Raw genomic sequence first — 17429 nt, forward strand, 5'->3', positions numbered from 1 at the left:
TACATCGCGGCCGCGGCTCCCACCGGCCCCCCCGGCCCGGCACTCGCGGCCGCGGGCGGCTGTGGTTCCGGGCGGGTACGGCTCAGGCCACGCCCGAGCTCAGGTCGCCGTCGAAGACCTTGTCCAGGAAGCTCTCCAGGTTGACGACGGCTCGCATGATCCGCTCCTCGTTGCCGAGCGTCTCGAACCGCACGCCGAGCTCCGTCTTCTTCAGGTCCCGCACGTAGAGGGAGCAGGCCAGGTCGGCGCACATGTAGGTGCCGACCGTGTTGCCCTGGCGGCCCGCGGCGCCGACCCTGGGCGCGACGAACAGGGAGATCCCGGTGCCGGCGTGCGGTGTCACGCAGATCGAGCAGACCGTGCTCTTGGCATAGCTCCTGTGCACCTCCCGGCTGAGGCGCAGGGTGACGCCGACGAGCTCGCCGCGCCGCTCGGTGACCAGGTAGCCGCGGTCGGGCGCGCCGGGGTCGAGCCAGCCCAGGAAGTCAAGGTCGGCCCAGGGGGTCTCCGGCAGGCTCCTGGGCAGGTTGATCCTGCGCGCCTCCCCCTTGGAGCAGTTGACGAAGGATCCGCGGATCTCCTTCTCACCGACCGGAATCATGACTCACCCACTGTTGATCGACACGTCTGCTGGGACCCTGCCCGCGCGACCGGCGCCTGCGCCGGGAAGGGACAGGACACGAGCGAACCGCCGGGCCCCGTCTTTCGGACATCCGGTTTTCGGACATCCGGCGCCGACCACTATCTCAGCGCGACATCGGGGACGTCGAATGCTTTTCCGACACCCGGGGATCGTGCGCGTGCACGTTTCAGCAGAGGCTCACCCCTCATCCGCCGGCCGCCGTACCGGCGCGGCGAGAATCCCCGGTGATCCGACCTGACCACCTGCCGATCCCGGACCGCTGGATCCGCTCGGAGCCGGGGCCGAGATGACAGGAGGATCGGGATATCCCTCGCTTAACCGGTCATGGGAGCAGATGATGAGGAAGTGCCTGAGCCCTCCCCCTCTGCACGGTCCCCCCTCGCCGCGGGTGCACCGGCAATCCCCTTCGCCTGGCGGCCGGTCGGCGCGGTCGCGCTGGCCACGCTCGCCGTGCTGCTGGTCGCGAGCCCCCACTACGGCTACCACCGGGACGAGCTGTACTTCCGGTTGCTGGGCGAGCAGCCGGCCCTCGGCTACTTCGACACCCCGCCACTGACCCCGCTGATCGCGCGGGCCTCGATCATCCTGTTCGGCGACACCGTGGTCGCCCTGCGCGTGGTCCCCGCCCTGATCGCGGCGCTCGTCGTCGTCCTGGTCGCCCGCCTGGCCAGGGATCTCGGCGGCGGCCGGGCCGCGCAGATCGTCGCCGCCGCGGGCATCGCCACCACGACCGTACTCCTGATCGGCGAGCACACCCTGCTGACCCTGGGCGTCGACCTGCCGTTCTGGGTGGCGGCCATCCTGTTCGCCGTACGGGCGCTGCGGGGCGACGGGCGCTGGTGGCTCGCGCTGGGCGTGGTCGCGGGTGCCGCGACGTACAACCGGCAGCTGATCATGCTGCTCCTGATCAGCCTGGGCGTGGGCGTGCTGGCGGTGGGGCCGCGCGAGGTGCTGCGGGACCGCCGGCTCTGGCTCGGCGCGCTGCTCGCGCTCGTGATCGCCGCGCCCAACCTGATCTACCAGGCGACCCATGACTGGCCGCAGCTGACGATGGCCGCGGCACTGGAGGCCGAGGACGGCGCCGACAACCGCCTCACCTTCCTGCCGCTGCAGATCCTGCTGCTCGGCCCGCCCCAGGCGGTCATCCAGGTGGTCGGCGCGGTACGGCTCTGGCGCGAGCCCCGCCTGCGCTGCCTCGCGCTGGCCTACCCGGTGGCGTGCGCGCTCACGCTCTACTCCGGTGGGCGCCCCGACTACGTCGCGGGCCTGCTCGTGCTGCTCTTCGCGGCCGGATGCGAGCCGGTCGTCCGGTGGATGTCGAGCGCGGGGCGGCGCGCGCTGGTCATCGGCGCCCTGGCGGTCAGCGCGCTCGTCTCCGTCCTCATCGGGCTGCCGGTGATCCCGGCCTCCGCCCTCGGGAGCACCCCGGTCGCCGGGATCAACGAGGTGGCGCGCGAGTCGGTCGGCTGGCCGGAGTTCGTCGCGCGGGTCGCGGCCGTGGTCGACGGCCTGACGCCCGAGGAGCGCGCGCGGGCCGTACTGCTCACCGACAACTACGGCGAGGCCGGCGCGCTGGACCGCTACGCCGGGGAGTACGGCCTGCCAGAGGTGCACAGCGGGCACAACGAGCTCTACTGGCGCGGCCCGCCGTCCCCGTCCGTCCGGGTCGCGGTGGTCGTGACCGACTCCCCCGGCGGTTACGCCCGCGAGTTCGCCTCGTGCGAGGAGCGCGGCCGGATCGACAACGGGGTGGGGCTGTCCAACGAGGAGCAGAACCTGCCCATCCTCGTCTGCCGCGACCCACTGCGCCCCTGGCAGCGGCTCTGGCCCGACACGCGACACGCGAGCTGAGGTTCCTCCAAGGTCGGCCTGGTGACCTCAGATCTCCTTGAGGAACCCGGCGTCGACGGCGAAGTCCGCGCCGGTGGTGCTCGCCGAGCGCGGCGAGGCGAGCAGGGCGATCACGTCGGCGACCTCCTGCGGTTCGACGAGGCGGCCGGTGGTCAGCTTCATCATCTCCGGCGCGACGCTGTTGATCACGGTGTCCCGGTCGGTGCCCGCCTGGGCCGCGATGATGTCGGCCGCGCCGCCCTCCTCTGTCCACCACGCGGTCCGCACGGGCCCCGGAGAGACGGTGTTCACCCGGATGCCCTGCGGTCCGAACTCCTCCGACAGCGCCTTGGTGAGATTGTTCAGGCCCGCCTTGGCGGCGTTGTAGTCGACGTTCATGGGGGCGGCCTGCCGGGCGCCGCCCGAGGAGACGTTGACGATCGAGCCGCCGCCCCGCTGGAGCATCTGCGGGATGGCCGCGCGGACGGCCCGTACGACCGAGAACAGGTTGAACTCGAACATCGCCCGCCAGTCGTCGTCGGTGGGGGCCAGGAACGAGAAGCGCGGCAGGGCCACACCGGGCGGTGGGCCGCCGGCGTTGTTCACCAGGATGTCCAGGCCGCCGAACGCCTCCACGGCCCGCGCCACGACCTGGGCCGGCGCCTCGGGGTCCGTCAGGTCGGCCGCCACATGGAGCAGTCCGGGGCCGCCGAGCGCCTCCAGCTCGGGAGTGCTCCTGCGCGAGGCGGCCACGACGTGGGCCCCCTCGTCGAGCAGGGTGCGGGTGACGGCCAGACCGATGCCCTTGGAGGCGCCGGTGACGACCGCGACGCGGCCGGAAAGCTGCAGATCCATGAATGTCCTCTCATCGTCGAGCCTCGTCCCGCCGAGCCGGGGAAGGGCTCTTCACCCGGGCAAAGCTATGGCGGTCATCCGATTCCGGGCTGGCGACATTAAGACCGGTAATTCACGCCGGATCCGGACCTCGTATCCGGCGCGGGCGCTCCGGCGGCCGGCGCACCGGCTGGGAATCCTCATCGGCCTCCCGAATGATCCCAGCCTCCTGGATGATCCGAGCCTCCCGGGCGAAGCGAGCCGAGATCGTCTCTGCGGCCCCCGCTGTCGAACCCGGTGAGACCCGCGCCCGCCCGGCCGGTCCGGACCCGTTCGGCGGCATGAAGGAGGGCCGGGCGGTGCCGGGGGACTTGTCAGCTTGTATCCGTACAGAGCACTACGCTCGGCATATGTCTGACCAGCCGGTATGCCACTGCCTGCTCTGCGTCGAGCGGGAGGTGGAGCTCGACCAGGCCGATCTCAGGACGCTGCGGAGCGTCCAGGACCGGGGGTGGGCGATTGTCATGATCCCGGAGGACGAGGACGGTCCCGGCTGGGCGTTCACCGTCGGGCTGTGGCACACGCTCCGCTCCCCCGAGGTGGTGATGCTCGGCCTCCGGGTGGACGTGATGGGCAACTGCCTCAGCACCCTGGCCGACCGGATCGCCGCCGGGCACCACCTGGTCGAGGGCCGGGAGCGGGACGACGTGATCAGGAACTACCCGGTCGTCGCGAAGGCGGTGGACCCCAGCTGGTACCGGTCACTGTTCGGCACCGCGCTGCACTTCTACCAGGGGCCCCCGCTGCCCTTCATGGAGATCGTCTGGCCCGACGCCGCGGGCCGCTTCCCCTGGAACGACGGTTGCGCCCCGCGACTGCGGGAGCTCCAGCCCGCGCTCTGGATCCCCAAGGACGACCACGCCCCGGGCCCCTGGACCAAACTCCCCTGACGGGCCGTGCCGGCCGGCCCTGACCCGCGTTCCCGATCCGCCACCGGCGAAGCCGCCCGGCGGAGGCCATGGTCACCGTGAAACCACCGTGCGACGAAGGCCGGGCCCGGCACTGAGGCCACCGTACGGCGGACGCCCTGGTCGGCGCCGTGTCACCCGGAAGACGCCACCCGGAAGACGCGAGACCCGGAGCGAAAGAAACCGCGCCGAATGTGCCGGTGTTTCCCCGGCCGCCGAACCGGGACTTTACCGCGATTCATTACCAATTTCAAGATGGCCTGTTTCAAGTCGCCAGACGGTTCTTACCAAGTCATCCACAAGTCCCCGCCAAGAGGGAAAATAGAGCCTCTACGCGGGCCGAAAAGGGCTTCGAGGGCCACGCCCAGAACGCCGAAGGCGCTTCCCACCATCAATTCTCTTCGCACATTCCCGTTGGCGGACACGTGCGGATAAGTGAGGTCCGAAAAGGCTGTTGACCTGGCACGATGATCGACGCCCCGACAAGGGACGGCTCGCCCCCCCCCGTAGCCGCCGGGCGGCACACGGATTCTCACACGCTCCGACGTCATAAGTGAATTGTCGAAGAAACCGGTCACTCAGATCTTTAAGTCCGGCGGGAGGCCTGGTGGAACCCCGCGGGTCCACCGCCACAACCGCCTGACAATGCATACGAGGAGAAGCATGCAGGTCAATCTCAACGAACCCGTCATGGAAGAACTGCGCAGGGTGGTTGCAGAGCCGATCTTCAACCCGGTCCTCAAGACCTTCGTCGGGGAGGGGAAGCTGGACTACGAGGTGTATGTGCGGACCTCGGAGTTGTTCTCCCTGCAACCCGCCGCCGACGAACTCGTCTCCTCCGACGAGCTGATGTTCCAGATGGTCCACCAGGCTCAGGAGGTGTGGCTGAAACTTCTGGCGCACGAGATGACGGAGCTGGTCGGCGACCTGGACCTGGACGCGCTCTGGGACGCCTCGGCGCGGCTGGACCGGATCGCGCGCATCGTCCGCTGCCTCAACGACGAGCTGGGCGTCCTGGAGACGCTGACGCCCGACTCGTACCAGACGATCCGGCGGCATCTCGGGAACGGCAGCGGGCAGGAGTCACCGGGGTACAACCGGCTGCGCGTGGCGGCCCAGTACATATCGGACGCGCTCGACCGGCTGATCGCCCGCCGCGGGGTTTCGGCCACGGATGTCTACCAGGCGCGGGACGCCCGGCACGGTGACCTGAAGCGCACGTTCGAGCTGCTCCTCGACGTGGACGAGGCCTACCAGATGTGGCTCGTCACCCACTTCATGCTCGTCCGCAGGACGATCGGCATCAGCCGGAGCACCGCGGCGCTCGACGGCGTGCCGACGCAGGTGCTGACCGGCCGCATGACACAGCCCCTCTTCCGGCGGCTGTGGAAGGTGCGTGAGGAGATGACCGCCACCTGGAAACGCGACGGCGGGTACGCGCCCGGAGAGTCCAGGCACGCGGAGAAGGGCTCCCGATGACCCGCACCGACGACAGCGCCGCGAACCCCGTCGGCGGCGGCGCCCTGAACCTCGTCGACAGGACGGGCGGCGCGGACCGCGACCGGATGGTGAGGTCGCTGCGCGCCGAGTTCCCGCTGCTCGACACCTGTGTCTACCTCAACAGCAACTCCACCGGCGCCGTCCCTCGCGGTGTGGAGGAGGTGCTGCGCCGCTACTGGCGGACGCTGACCAGGTGGCGGGACGAGGTGTGGGGCGACTGGCTGGAACAGACGTCGGCCTACACCGACGCCCTCGCCGCCTTCCTCGGCGCACCCCCGGGTTCCGTCGTGACCGATGTGAACCTCAGCACGCTGCTCGCCCGGATCGGCACCTGCCTGGACTTCGGCGGCCCGCGGAGCAAGGTGGTCACCACCGGCTTGGAATTCCCCACGGTGCCGCTCATCTGGCAGGGGTTCGCCCGGTACGGAGCGGAGCTGGAGATCGTGGGCTCGGGCCCCGGGTTCGACGAGGCCGCGCTGGAGGCCGCCATCGACGAGCGGACCCGGTGCGTGTGCGTCTCACACGGCAGCTATTCCACCGGAGCGCTGCTGGACCTGCGGCGGATCGTCGCCAGGGCCCACAGCGTGGGCGCGTACGTCATCGTGGACGCCTACCAGACCGTCGGCACGGTTCCCCTGGACGTCACCGAACTGGGCGTCGACTTCGTGCTGGGCGGCGCCCACAAGTGGATGTGCGGCGCCGCCACCGCGTTCCTGTACGTGCGCCCCGACCTCATCGCCGATCTGCGACCCGCGGCGACCGGCTGGCTGGCCGGCGCCGACCCGACCTCCTTCCGCTCGCCGGTCGTGTTGGCCGGGGACGCCCGCCGCCTGGCCTCCGGCACACCGGTGCCGCTGGGGCCGATGATGTCCAGGATCGGTCTCGACCTCCTGTCCGGCATCGGCGTCGAGACGATCCGCGGGCACTCGCTGGCGTGCACCGGCCGGGTGCTGGAACGCGCGGACGCGGCCGGAATCGAGGTGGTGACCCCGAGGGAGCCACACCGGCGCGGCGGCGTCGTCTGCCTGCGATTCGACGGGGACGAGCGGGTGAACAGGTCACTGGTCGACCGGGGCATGGTGTGCAGCTGGCGCGGCTCCCTGCGGGTGGCGCCCCACATCTACAACACGATCGCCGAGGTCGACGCCTTCATGGACGCCGTCGAGACGGAACGGGAGCGGATCACCGCATGAACGTCACCACCCTGTCGCCACGGGCTCTGCTGAGCCTCCTGGCCAACGGTACGAAGGCGATGGACGTCGTGGAGACCGCGCTGCGCCTCGGCCTGCTCGACGCCCTCGAACCCGGCGCCGAGACCGGCACCCGGACGGACACCCGGACGGACAGCGTCTCCCTGTCCGACCTCAGCGTGCGGCTCGGCGTCGTACCCGGCCGGCTGTACAAGATGCTCGACTGCCTGGAAAGCCTCGGTTTCGTGCACCGGGAGCAGAGCGGCGACGACCTGGGCCTGGTCCGCTACCGGGCGGTCCCCGGCCTGAGGCAGGCGGCGGAGGCCGTCGCCGGTCCCGGCTCGTTGGAGCGCGACCGCGACCGGTATCCGTGGCGCCTGCTCCACGGCAGGCTCGCCGACGTCCTGCGCGGCGAGATGTCGATCCCCGCGGCCACCTTCGGCTGGCCACCGCGCGACGAGGAGCGACTGGCCGACTTCGAGCAGAGCATGGCCGCGGGTCTCGGCCCCGTCATCGAGACGTTCCGCGCGCACGCCGGGCGGCTGTGGGGCGAGCGGGCGCTCCGGCTGCTCGACGTCGGCGGCGGTGACGGCACCCTCGCCGCCCACCTGCTGGCAGGCTCGCCCGCCCTCCAGGTGGACGTGTTCAACCTTCCCGCGGCGGAACCGCTGGTGGGCCGTACGAGGAAGGAGAGCGGTCTCGGCGGGCGGCTCGGATTCGTCGCCGGAGACTTCCTCGACGGCCCCCTGCCCGACGGGTACGACGCGCTGTCGTTCGTCCGCGTCCTGCACGACTGGCCGGTCTCCACAGCACGGGCGCTGCTGCGGAAGGCCCACGCGGCCCTCGTCCCCGACGGGCGGATTCTGATCTGCGAGGAGTTCAGGACCCCCGACCGGCTCGCCGGGCAGTTCTTCTGGTCGTACTTCCTCATGGGCGTCGACAGCTGCGTCAGCCGCCTCTACGAGATCGAGCACTACGCGCGGCTGCTCGAAGAGAGCGGCTTCAGGGACGTCACCGTCCTGCCGGGCCCCTTCGAGCTGATCACCGCGACCCGTTGACCCCGCAGGCCCGCCCGGCGGCCTCCGCCGCCCTTCATCGAGATCGTCTGGTCCGATGTGGCCGAACCTCGCGCGCGAACCCGGGCCGGTGCGCTGGAAGGCGTACGGCCACGGCCGGGGATCACGACTCCTGGAGTACGGCAGGCGCCTCCCGGGGAGGGACGCGCGGGCGGTGACCGCGCCGGAAGCATGAGCGGCATGGAGACGCTCGATCTCGCCCGCCTGCAGTTCGCCGTGACCTCGGGGGCACACTTCCTGTTCGTGGCCCTCACCCTGGGCCTGGCCACGGTGCTGGCGGTCACGCAGACCCGGGCGACGCTGACGCGTTCCGACACGCAGATGCGGATGACCCGGTTCTGGGGACGGCTGTATGTGATCAACTACGCGATGGGCATCCTCACCGGGCTGGTGATGGAGTTCCAGCTCGGGATGGCCTGGAGCGGGCTGACGCACTTCGCGGGGAACGTGTTCGGCGCCTCACTGGCGATGGAGACCCTCGTCGCCTTCTTCATCGAGTCCACGTTCCTGGGCCTGTGGATCTTCGGCTGGGACCGGCTGAACCGCTGGGCGCACCTGGGCGTGATCTGGGTGGTCACGATCACCGCCTACGCCTCGGCGTACTGGGTCCTCGTCGCCAACGGCTTCCTGCAGAACCCGGTCGGTGCCGAGGTCGTGGACGGGACGCTGCGGCTCACCGACGCGGCGGCGGTGCTCACCAACCCCGACGCGCTCCTCGCGTTCGCCCACATCCTCTCCGGCGCCCTGGTGACCGCCGGGTTCTTCCTCGCCGGGGTGAGCGCCTACCACCTGCGCCGCGGGACGGCCGAGCAGGAGTTCTTCCGCAGGTCCCTGCGGATCGGCGTGTTCACCACGCTGCCCGCGCTGCTGGTCAACGCCGCGTTCGGCGGCGTGCAGTTCCCGTCCCTCCAGCCGATGAAGACCGCCGTCTTCGGCGGGCGGGAGGCGGAGATCGCCCGGTTGCAGGCCGAGATGGTCGCCACCCACGGTCCGGGGGACTACATCCCGCCCGTCGCGCCGACGCAGATCAGCGCCATGATCATGCTGGGTGTCTTCACGGTGCTGCTGCTCGTGTCGGCGCTGAGCGTCCTGCTCGCCTCGTTCCGCCGGATGGTCCTGGGGGCGCGGGCCTGGCACCTGCTGCTGATCGCGATGATCCCGCTGCCGTTCGTCTCCATGATCGCCGGCTGGGTGTTCAGGGAGGCGGGCCGCCAGCCCTGGATGGTGAACGGCCTGCTGACGACCGAGGACGCGCTGAGCGACCTGTCGCCGGGCACGATCTGGGTCTCGCTGATCGCCTTCATCACGCTGTCCGTCCTGCTGATGGCCGTCAACGCCTGGATCCTGGCGCGCAGCGCCCGCCAGGGCCCCGAGGCACCCGCCACCGGCCCGGCCCCGGCCGAGCCGACTCCGGTCCTGGCCTTCTGACAGCCCCGCTGTCCACCGGCCTTCGTAAAGGGAAATCGCTATGGAAATCGCCCTGCTCGCGTTCTTCGCGGTCGGCTACTTCGTCCTCGCGGGCGCGGATCTCGGGGTCGGCATGCTGCTGCCGTATCTCGGCCGCACCCCCGAGGAGCGCGGCCGGGTGCTCGGCTCCATCACCCCGTTCTTCCTGACGAACGAGGTCTGGCTGGTCACGGCGGTGGGCGTACTGATCGGCGCATTCCCCGTGCTGGAGGGGGAGATGCTCAGCGGGCTGTACCTGCCGTTCGTCGCGTTGCTGCTCGGCTGGGTCGCCCGCGACGCGGGGATCTGGCTGCGCGGGCGGGTGGACCGGGCCGCCTGGCGGGCCTGGTGCGAGGGCGCCGTGGTCGCGGGCAGCTGGCTGGCGGTGCTGAGCTGGGGGCTCATCCTCGTCGGGATGGGCGACGGGTTCACCGTCGGTCCCGGCGCGCTGGTCGCGGCTCCGCTGGGGGCCGTCCTGTTCGCCGCCCACGGGCTGGCGCTGGCCGGGCTCCGGCTCGACGGCGCCCCTCGGGAGCGGGCCCGGCGGTTCGCCGGGCCCTCGGCCGGGCGTGCGGTCTACGCCCTGACGTCGGCCGGGATGGCTCTGGCCTGCCTGCTGGCCGGGGCCCGCCTGCCACTGGCGGAGCACTTGGCGGACCCGGCGACGCTCGCCCTGCTCACTCCCTCGATGGTGCTGCTCACTCCCCTGCTGGTGGCGTCACAGGTGTGGCTGTGGTGGCTCTTCGGCCGCGTCCAGGTCAGGCAGTGATCATGAAAGCCAGCCCGAGCAGCACTGCCACGGGGATGACCCAGACCACGGCCTCGATTGCGAACTCCTTGTACACGGCGAGCTTCTCCCTTTTATCCAAAAAAGCGGTGAAGCGCAGCATATGCGCACTTGGCGGCATCCTCACACCCGGGTTGGCGACCCGCCTCAGCCAGATGACGGCGCCAGGTAGTGGAAACTCGGTCTTTGGTGCATCAGGAAATCGTGGTGGGAGATGTTCCAGGCGTAGGCGCCCGCCATGGTGAACTCCACCCGGTCACCGGGCTTCAGCGCGACGGGCACCCGGCGGGCCAGGATGTCCTTGGGGGTGCAGAGCTGGCCGACGATCGTGATCGGCTCGCCGGGCTCCGTGATGACCAGCGGCTGGTCGTGGCCCTTGGTGGCGGGGGTGCGGATGTGGTGGGTCCCGCCCGCCACGACCGCGAACAGCTCGCCGTGGACGCGCTTGACGTCGATGACGCGCGTCACGTAGCGCCCGCAGTAGACGGTCAGCGAGCGCCCGGGTTCGATCCTGAGCGTCTCACCGGGACGGCGCAGCCGCCCGAGGCCCTCCCCGTAGGCCTGCCAGTCGAACCGCGTCCCGGGGTCGGCGTACGAGACGGCCATGCCGCCGCCGAGATTGATCTCACCCGCCCCCAGCGTCCGCGCGTAGTCCAGGACCGCCGCCGCCAGCTCCAGCATCCGGGGCGCGTCGAGCCCGCTGGCCAGGTGGGCGTGGATCCCGCGCAGCCGTACGGCGTCCTGGGTCTCAAGCAGCGCGACGCACTCGGCGATCCCCGCGGGATCCATCCCGAACGGCGTGGCTCCGCCGCCCATCGCCAGCGAGGCCCCCTCGATCGGGATGTCCAGATTGACCCTGAGCAGCACGTCGGCGGGGCGACCGGAGGCGAGCAGGCGGCGCAGCTCGCCGGGACTCTCCACATGCAGGCGGGTGACCTCGCTGAACAGCTCGTCGTCCGTCTTGCCGGGGCCGCCCAGCGCGACCGGCGCGTCCGGGAAGTGCTCCCGCACATGCGCGAGCTCCCCGCCGGAGGCGACCTCGAAGCCGTCGAGGTGCGGAGCGAGCGTCCGCAGCAGCTCCGGGTCGGGGTTGGCCTTGACCGCGTAGTACAGCTCGACGTCTCCCAGCGCGGCCCGGACGGCCCCGGCGTGGGCGTCGAGCTCGGCCAGGTCGTAGACGTAGGCGGGTAGCCGCCCGGCGGGAACGGACACCGAGGTCCGCGTCGTGGCCGTGGCTGTCACAGGCGTTCTCTCCGATCTCAACGGTACGGGGAGCCGGATCTCGATGATCAGGCAGTGGACGGGCGTGACGGCTGTGACCGGCCTGGGCCTGTCGGGCAGGCCGGTCGGAAGTCGTCGTACCCGGAGACCTGGCCGATGTGACCTGCGCCTGCCGGCAGGCCGGTCAGAACTCGTCGTCCCCGGAGACCTGGCCGATCGAGAAGATGTGCCTGTTCGCGGCGCAGATCGTCTCCAGGACGTGGACCGGCGTGTCCTCGCTGGAGTATCCGGCTCGAAGAACCTGCACGACCCACTCCCCCGGTTCGAGTTCCAGGGTGTCGTACTCGAAGGATGTCGGCGGGCGAGCCGTCAGGTTCTCCTCGGCATGGCCGAAGACGTGCCCGAGGGCGACCAGCGCCGACTGGAGCGACGGCTTGACGAACTCGGGCTCGGCGATGCGCGTCCCCCCGAACAGGTCCGCCCGGAAGTAGCTGGTGGCGATCCGTACCGGAATCTCGTCGGCCGTCATCATCTTCCGGCGGGCGATCACCTCGGTGCCGGGCTCGACGCGCAGGCAGGCCGCCACGTGATCACTCGCCGGCTCCGGGCCGACATAGAGCATTCTGCGGTCCGGCTTGATCCCCTGCCGCTCCGCCTCGACGAGAAAGAGGGACGCGGAGGCGCGCACGGCGGGGTCGGTCGGCAGCGCCCGCCGGACCAGCACCTTCGGCACGCGGGCCGCCGCTCCCTCGGGGGCACGGGCCGCCGGCCCCTTCCGCATCTGGGATATCCGGCCCGGGGAGACACCCAGGTGTGCCCCTATCTCCTCCAGGCCCATGCCGGAGTCACGAGCCTCGGCGATCGCCTGGCGGCGCATCTTCGCCGCCTCCTCCAGGCGCTCCTGCTCCTCGGTCATGAGACGGCCCAGAACCCGTGCGCGCTCGATGGGGTCACTCAGCTCGGAAACATCACGCAGCGTACTCAGATCCATCCGGGACCGTTCTCCTCACGCTCGACACCGAATGGGATTTTAGCCCCCCTACAGCAAGAGAAACCGCAGTCGGGACAGCGACCCTGCGACACAGCGAGGAAAGTCACCTCGGTGCCGCCCAGGATGACGATGATGACTGACTGTAATGTTGTGACCACACCCGAAGGAGGCTGTCGACGATGACAGATGCGAGTGCCGAGGAGCAGGACGTCGTCGCCGGGCGGCTCAGGTTCGGGACGGGCCTCGCCGAGAGCGAGCGTCAGGGGATCATCGAGCGGTTGGCCGGGCTGGGAAGGCGGCTGCTCTCCTATCCCGGTGACGCGGTGGAGCTGCGGCTGAGCGTCAAGGACCGCGACACGCCCCAGCAGCGGGTGACGCTCGAATGCGTGCTCCCGGGCACGGAGCCGCTGGTGGCCCACTCCTATGAGCAGGATCTGCCCGCCGCGCTCGTGGAGGTCCGCGACGAGCTGATCCGCCGGCTGGACAGGCTCAAGACCAGGCGGGACCCGCGCCGCGATCACCCGCACCGGCCCTGAGCCACGGCACCCCGGCGGTCGCCCCTACCGGCCGGGAGCGCACCGCGCCCGTGCCGGTTCCCGTCCCGCGGTGAGCCGGGCGAGGAATACCGGATGTGCCGACCACGCTGTCCCCGCACGGGATGCTCGTTTTGACCGTGTGAGGAGCCGTCATGACCGCCCGAGAGATGCGCCTGGTCGTCACCGCCGCCGACTACGAGGAGGCGCTGCGTTTCTATCGCGACGTACTCGGCCTGCCCGAGCGGGCCGCCTACTCCTCACCCGACGGCAGGGTGACGATCCTGGAGGCGGGCCGGGCCACGCTGGAGATCGCCGATCCTTCGCAGGCGGAGTTCATCGACCAGGTCGAGGTGGGACGGCGGGTGGCCGGGCACATCCGGGTGGCGTTCGAGGTCGACGACTCCCCCGCCGTCACCGCGAAGCTGGCCGGAGCCGGGGCCACGGTGGTCGCCGAGCCCGTCCGGACCCCGTGGAACTCGCTCAACTCCCGCCTTGAGGGCCCGGCCGGGCTCCAGCTCACCCTCTTCACCGAGCTGGGAGAGACCGGCGACACCGGATCGGAGACCGCTCAGGGCTGAGGGGTGCTCGTCGGAGGTGTGGTTGACCACCAGGTCGGCGATCACCCGCATGCCGCGGTCCCTGGCCGTCCTGACGAACTCCACGAAGTCCCCCAGGCCGCCCAGGCAGTAGACGACCGCGTTCTTCCACCACAGGTCGGCTGTATGGGTGAGTCGCATGCGTCCGCACTACCCTCTCTTTGCGCGTTCATGGGGTAATGCACCCCGGAGTTGACCTGAGGGGGATCGCAGCGGCTCCGAAGGGCTACGGTGGACAGCGATGACGGCCAGGAGGAGATCATGCGACAGCTGAGGCGCGGCGCGCCCTTCGGCTGGTTGCTGACCCTGCTGCTGCCGCTGCTGGTCTCCGGAGGGCTGGGCGGGGGCACCGCCGCCCTCGCCCGGCACGCCGCGGTCGTCCAGGCCGTCGGCGAGCACCAGCCGCTGTCGCGCCCGCTCCTGGACGGCGTGCAGCGGCACTCCCTGGTCTCCGGAGTCGCCGGCACCGGGGCCGGCCTGGGCGGCGGGGGCGGCCACCCGCTCGCGACCCCGCCCACCGACCTCCGGCACCTGTTCCTCGCCGCCGGCCCGCTCACCCGCCCGGCGGGTGACGAGGACACCCGCCCGCTCGCGGCCCTGCTCGTCAGACCGGGGCGCGCACCGCCCGCCTCCACAGCCGGCTGAAACACCCCGGAACCGCTCCGGGTCTCTTCGCCGTACGTGAAAACGCCTCCGCCGCGAGCGAAGACGTCTTTTCCCGTACCCGGAGAACGCCTTCTCCCGCGAAGCGTGCCGCCGCCCCTGAACGCTCCTTCGGCGTGACCGAGGACAACTCCCCCAGCCTGTGGAGGCTTCCATGTCGCGTGCCCCGGTGGTACGCGCGATAGCGGCGCTCGCCGTCATCGCCACCTCGTTGTACATAGCCCTGACAATGTCGCCGCGCCTCGGTCTCGACCTGCGCGGCGGCACCCAACTCGTACTGGAGACCAAGGACTCGCCGACGGTCAAGGCCGACGCCGCGGCCACCGACCGCACCCTTGAGGTGCTCCGCCGCCGGGCCGACAGCCTGGGCGTGGCGGACGCGCCGCTGGCCCGCTCCGGCGAGCGGCGCATCATCGTGGAACTGCCGGGTGTGCAGGACCCGACCAAGGCCGCCGAGGTCATCGGCAAGACCGCGCAGCTCACCTTCCACCCCGTCCTCGACGCCCCCGACCCGGGAGCGGAGACCAAGCCGGGCAAGGGAGAGCAGATCCTGCCCGACGATCGCGGCGCCCCGCTGCACATCGGGCCGGCCGCCCTCACCGGTGACGGCGTCGGCGGTGCCGAGGCCGGGATCGACGCCCAGCTGGGCAGTGGCTGGTTCGTCACCGTCGACTTCCGCGATCAGGGACGGGCGGCGTGGGCCAAGCTGACCGGCGAGGCGGCCTGCAACGAGCCGGGCGACCCCAGGCGCAGGATCGCCATCGTGCTCGACTCCAAGGTGATCGTCTCCCCCCAGGTGAACGAGGACGTGGGCTGCAAGGTCGGCCTGCCGGGTAACACCACCCAGATCACCGGCACCTTCACCGCCGAGGAGGCCTCGGACCTGGCCCTGCTGATCAAGGGCGGCTCGCTGCCGGTGCCCGTCGAGATCGTCGAGCAGCGGACCGTCGGCCCGACGCTCGGCGCCGCCGCGATCCAGGCCAGCGCCTGGGCCGCGGTCATCGGCATCGCGCTCACCGCGCTGTTCATCATCGTGATCTACCGGCTGGTGGGCTTCCTCGCCGCCATCGCCCTGGCCTGCTACGCCCTCATCTCGTACGCGGCGCTGGTGGGGCTCGGCGCCACGCTCACCCTGCCGGGACTGGCGGGCTTCGTGCTGGCGATCGGCATGGCCGTCGACGCCAACGTGCTGGTCTTCGAACGGGCACGTGAGGAGTACGCCGAGACGCCCAACCTCGGAGGCTCGCTGGAGAAGGGGTTCCGCAACGCGTGGAGCGCGGTGGCCGACTCCAACATCACCACCCTGCTCGCCGCAGGGCTGCTGTTCTTCCTGGCCTCCGGCCCGGTACGCGGCTTCGGCGTCACGCTGAGCATCGGTGTGATCGCCTCGCTGATCACCGCGATGGTCATCACCCGCGTCCTGGCCCAGTGGGCGGTGAGGTTCAAGGTGGTGTCCGCACGACCGCAGATCACCGGCCTGTCCAACATCGGGCGGGTCCGCACGTGGCTGAACATCCGCAAACCGGACCTGATGAGCCGCCGCGCCGTGTACTTCGCGATCACCGGCCTGCTGGTGGCCGCGTCCGTGGCCGGGGTGGCGGTGCGGGGGCTCAACTTCGGGGTGGAGTTCACCGGGGGCAGGCTCGTGGAGTACTCCACGACCACCCCGATGAGCGCCGACGCCGCCCGCGAGCTGGTCAGCAAGGCCGGGTTCCCCAACGCGGTGGTGCAGGCCTCCGATGAGGACATCTCCGTACGGACGGGTCAGATCACTCCCGCCGAGGTAGTGAAGATCGAGGAGGCGCTGGAGAGCGAGGGTGGCCAGGTCACCAAGGAGCGCGACGAGCTCATCGGGCCGAGCCTCGGGGACGAGCTGCGCCGCAACGCGCTGATCGCGCTGGGCGTCGCGCTCGCCGCACAGCTCGCCTACCTCGCCTTCCGGTTCCGCTGGACGTTCGGCCTGGCCACGGTGGTGGCCCTGGTCGCCGACGCGGCGGTCGTGATCGGCGCGTTCGCCTGGCTGGGCAAGCCGGTGGACGGGGTGTTCCTGGCCTCGATGCTCACCGTGATCGGCTACTCGGTCAACGACAAGGTGGTGGTCTTCGACCGGGTCCGCGAGCTGTGGGGTGCGCGGCCGAAGAGCTCGTTCGCCGAGGTGGTCAACACCTCGATCCTGCAGACCGTGCCCCGTACCGTCAACACCGGTCTGGGCGCGCTGTTCATCCTGGCCGCGCTGGCGGTGCTCGGTGGCGACTCGCTGACCGACTTCGCGGTGGCGCTGCTGATCGGGATCATCGTCGGCACGCTCTCCTCCGCGCTGGTCGCGGGGCCGGTGGCGATCGAGCTGGAGAAGCGTAAGCCCGGCGCGCCGCCGCGGCCCAAGCGGAAGGGCCCGGCTCCCGCTCGCCAGGGTTCGGGCGCCGTGCTCTGAGTGGCGGGGAACACCGGGCCGGAACGCGTTCCGGCCCGGTGTCCGGTGGGCGGCTCCCCGCAGGATCTGGGAGGAGCCGTCCACCTCCATGACTTTCCCACTAACCCTACAGACGATAGGTGAATTTATACACAAAACTATTTCGATGGGGCATTAAAGCCGCTTTTTTCTTGGAGGCCGAGGCGCCCGGCGGGGCACAACACTGGTGCGAGATCTTCGGCCGTTAAAGCAGAGCGGTCACGAACACGGGGAGCAAGCATGAGCCATGCGGTGAAGATGAACCCTCAGGTACAGAAGAGCATTGACATGTGCCTGGAGAGCCACAGCCGTTGCGAGCAGACCATGACCTACTGCCTCATGCAGGGGGGTCGGTACGCCGACATGGCGCTGATAGGCCCGCTCATGGACTGCGCCGACATGACCCGCCTCTGCGCGGACATGATGATGCGCCAGTCGCCGATGGCGAAGGAGATGGCCACGATGTGCGCGAAGGCCGCGAACAAGTGCGCCGACGCGTGCATGTCCATGGAGAACGACCCGATGATGAAGGAGTGCGCCGACGCGTGCCGGGCATGGGCCGAGGCGTGCCGGACGATGGCGAACGCGCGATCCTGAGCCGTCGACCGGCTCTCGACACCACTCACGGATCCCCCCCGGTGTGCTCAACCTGACCTCCGGGGGCGCCGGGGCGCGCGTGGTCTTTTCCGGCGGTGGACG

At 70.6% G+C, this 17429-nt stretch carries 17 protein-coding genes and 1 pseudogene; 12 read left to right on the forward strand and 6 right to left on the reverse strand.

The annotated features are described in order from the left end of the window. Positions 1 to 82: 82 nt before the first annotated feature. Positions 83 to 601, reverse strand: a complete 519-nt coding sequence (locus ABZ260_RS26845; protein ID WP_355623022.1) for an FBP domain-containing protein — start codon at positions 599 to 601, stop codon at positions 83 to 85. A gap of 387 nt (positions 602 to 988) precedes the next feature. On the opposite strand from ABZ260_RS26845, the gene ABZ260_RS26850 reads away from it, so the two are divergent. After that, complete coding sequence (locus ABZ260_RS26850) at positions 989 to 2494, forward strand: glycosyltransferase family 39 protein (protein WP_355623024.1); 1506 nt, start codon at positions 989 to 991, stop codon at positions 2492 to 2494. A gap of 27 nt (positions 2495 to 2521) precedes the next feature. Here ABZ260_RS26850 and ABZ260_RS26855 read toward each other — a convergent pair whose 3' ends face one another. Beyond that, positions 2522 to 3328 (reverse strand): SDR family oxidoreductase, encoded by an 807-nt coding sequence (locus ABZ260_RS26855; protein ID WP_355623027.1) that lies wholly within the window; start codon positions 3326 to 3328, stop codon positions 2522 to 2524. A 389-nt stretch (positions 3329 to 3717) separates the two neighbouring features. Between ABZ260_RS26855 and ABZ260_RS26860 the strand changes: the two genes are divergently transcribed. The 6 genes from ABZ260_RS26860 (at position 3718) to ABZ260_RS26885 (ending at position 10256) form a co-directional block, all read left to right on the forward strand. After that, entirely contained in the window at positions 3718 to 4257 is a 540-nt protein-coding gene (locus tag ABZ260_RS26860) for a DUF4262 domain-containing protein (protein ID WP_355623030.1), read from the forward strand. Between the two features lie 681 nt (positions 4258 to 4938). Next, positions 4939 to 5754, forward strand: coding sequence for a tryptophan 2,3-dioxygenase family protein (locus tag ABZ260_RS26865; protein WP_355623033.1), 816 nt, complete (start codon positions 4939 to 4941; stop codon positions 5752 to 5754). Beyond that, positions 5751 to 6968: an aminotransferase class V-fold PLP-dependent enzyme gene (locus ABZ260_RS26870; protein WP_355623036.1), complete on the forward strand. Its 1218-nt coding sequence runs from the start codon at positions 5751 to 5753 to the stop codon at positions 6966 to 6968. Before ABZ260_RS26865 ends, ABZ260_RS26870 begins: the two co-directional genes overlap by 4 nt. Beyond that, the gene (locus ABZ260_RS26875; protein ID WP_355623039.1) at positions 6965 to 8023 is read left to right on the forward strand and encodes a methyltransferase; all 1059 of its coding nucleotides are present in this window, start codon (positions 6965 to 6967) and stop codon (positions 8021 to 8023) included. The genes ABZ260_RS26870 and ABZ260_RS26875 overlap by 4 nt, the downstream gene beginning before the upstream one ends. Before the next feature lie 198 nt (positions 8024 to 8221). Then, complete coding sequence (locus tag ABZ260_RS26880) at positions 8222 to 9469, forward strand: cytochrome ubiquinol oxidase subunit I (protein WP_355623042.1); 1248 nt, start codon at positions 8222 to 8224, stop codon at positions 9467 to 9469. 40 nt (positions 9470 to 9509) lie between these two features. Next, the gene (locus ABZ260_RS26885; protein WP_355623045.1) at positions 9510 to 10256 is read left to right on the forward strand and encodes a cytochrome d ubiquinol oxidase subunit II; all 747 of its coding nucleotides are present in this window, start codon (positions 9510 to 9512) and stop codon (positions 10254 to 10256) included. On the opposite strand, the gene ABZ260_RS26890 is transcribed toward ABZ260_RS26885, so the two are convergent. From ABZ260_RS26890 to ABZ260_RS26900, 3 genes are all read right to left on the reverse strand, one after another. Next, a complete protein-coding gene (locus ABZ260_RS26890) occupies positions 10246 to 10377 on the reverse strand; it encodes a hypothetical protein (protein WP_355623048.1) in 132 nt (43 codons plus the stop codon). The two genes, ABZ260_RS26885 and ABZ260_RS26890, sit on opposite strands and share 11 nt — an antisense overlap. Positions 10378 to 10421: 44 nt before the next feature. Continuing rightward, positions 10422 to 11516, reverse strand: coding sequence for an alanine racemase (locus tag ABZ260_RS26895; RefSeq protein ID WP_355623051.1), 1095 nt, complete (start codon positions 11514 to 11516; stop codon positions 10422 to 10424). A 163-nt stretch (positions 11517 to 11679) separates the two neighbouring features. Next, complete coding sequence (locus tag ABZ260_RS26900; RefSeq protein WP_355623054.1) at positions 11680 to 12486, reverse strand: UTRA domain-containing protein; 807 nt, start codon at positions 12484 to 12486, stop codon at positions 11680 to 11682. A 179-nt stretch (positions 12487 to 12665) separates the two neighbouring features. Between ABZ260_RS26900 and ABZ260_RS26905 the strand changes: the two genes are divergently transcribed. Together ABZ260_RS26905 and ABZ260_RS26910 are read left to right on the forward strand one after the other, a co-directional pair. Then, complete coding sequence (locus ABZ260_RS26905; protein WP_355623057.1) at positions 12666 to 13022, forward strand: hypothetical protein; 357 nt, start codon at positions 12666 to 12668, stop codon at positions 13020 to 13022. Positions 13023 to 13174: 152 nt separating this feature from the next. Then, positions 13175 to 13600: a VOC family protein gene (locus tag ABZ260_RS26910; protein ID WP_355563071.1), complete on the forward strand. Its 426-nt coding sequence runs from the start codon at positions 13175 to 13177 to the stop codon at positions 13598 to 13600. On the opposite strand, the pseudogene ABZ260_RS26915 reads toward ABZ260_RS26910, so the two are convergent. Then, positions 13601 to 13759, reverse strand: a pseudogene (locus ABZ260_RS26915) (alpha-amylase family glycosyl hydrolase); the annotation flags it as partial. 120 nt (positions 13760 to 13879) lie between these two features. Here ABZ260_RS26915 and ABZ260_RS26920 point away from each other — a divergent pair. The 3 genes from ABZ260_RS26920 (at position 13880) to ABZ260_RS26930 (ending at position 17327) form a co-directional block, all read left to right on the forward strand. Next, positions 13880 to 14263, forward strand: coding sequence for a hypothetical protein (locus ABZ260_RS26920; RefSeq protein ID WP_355623060.1), 384 nt, complete (start codon positions 13880 to 13882; stop codon positions 14261 to 14263). A gap of 172 nt (positions 14264 to 14435) precedes the next feature. Beyond that, complete coding sequence (gene secD, locus ABZ260_RS26925; protein WP_355623062.1) at positions 14436 to 16712, forward strand: protein translocase subunit SecD; 2277 nt, start codon at positions 14436 to 14438, stop codon at positions 16710 to 16712. Between the two features lie 258 nt (positions 16713 to 16970). Then, complete coding sequence (locus tag ABZ260_RS26930) at positions 16971 to 17327, forward strand: four-helix bundle copper-binding protein (RefSeq protein ID WP_350915798.1); 357 nt, start codon at positions 16971 to 16973, stop codon at positions 17325 to 17327. The last annotated feature ends 102 nt before the right edge of the window (positions 17328 to 17429 follow it).

It is taken from the genome of Streptosporangium sp. NPDC006013 (genome assembly GCF_040614275.1).
Lineage (GTDB): Bacteria > Actinomycetota > Actinomycetes > Streptosporangiales > Streptosporangiaceae > Streptosporangium.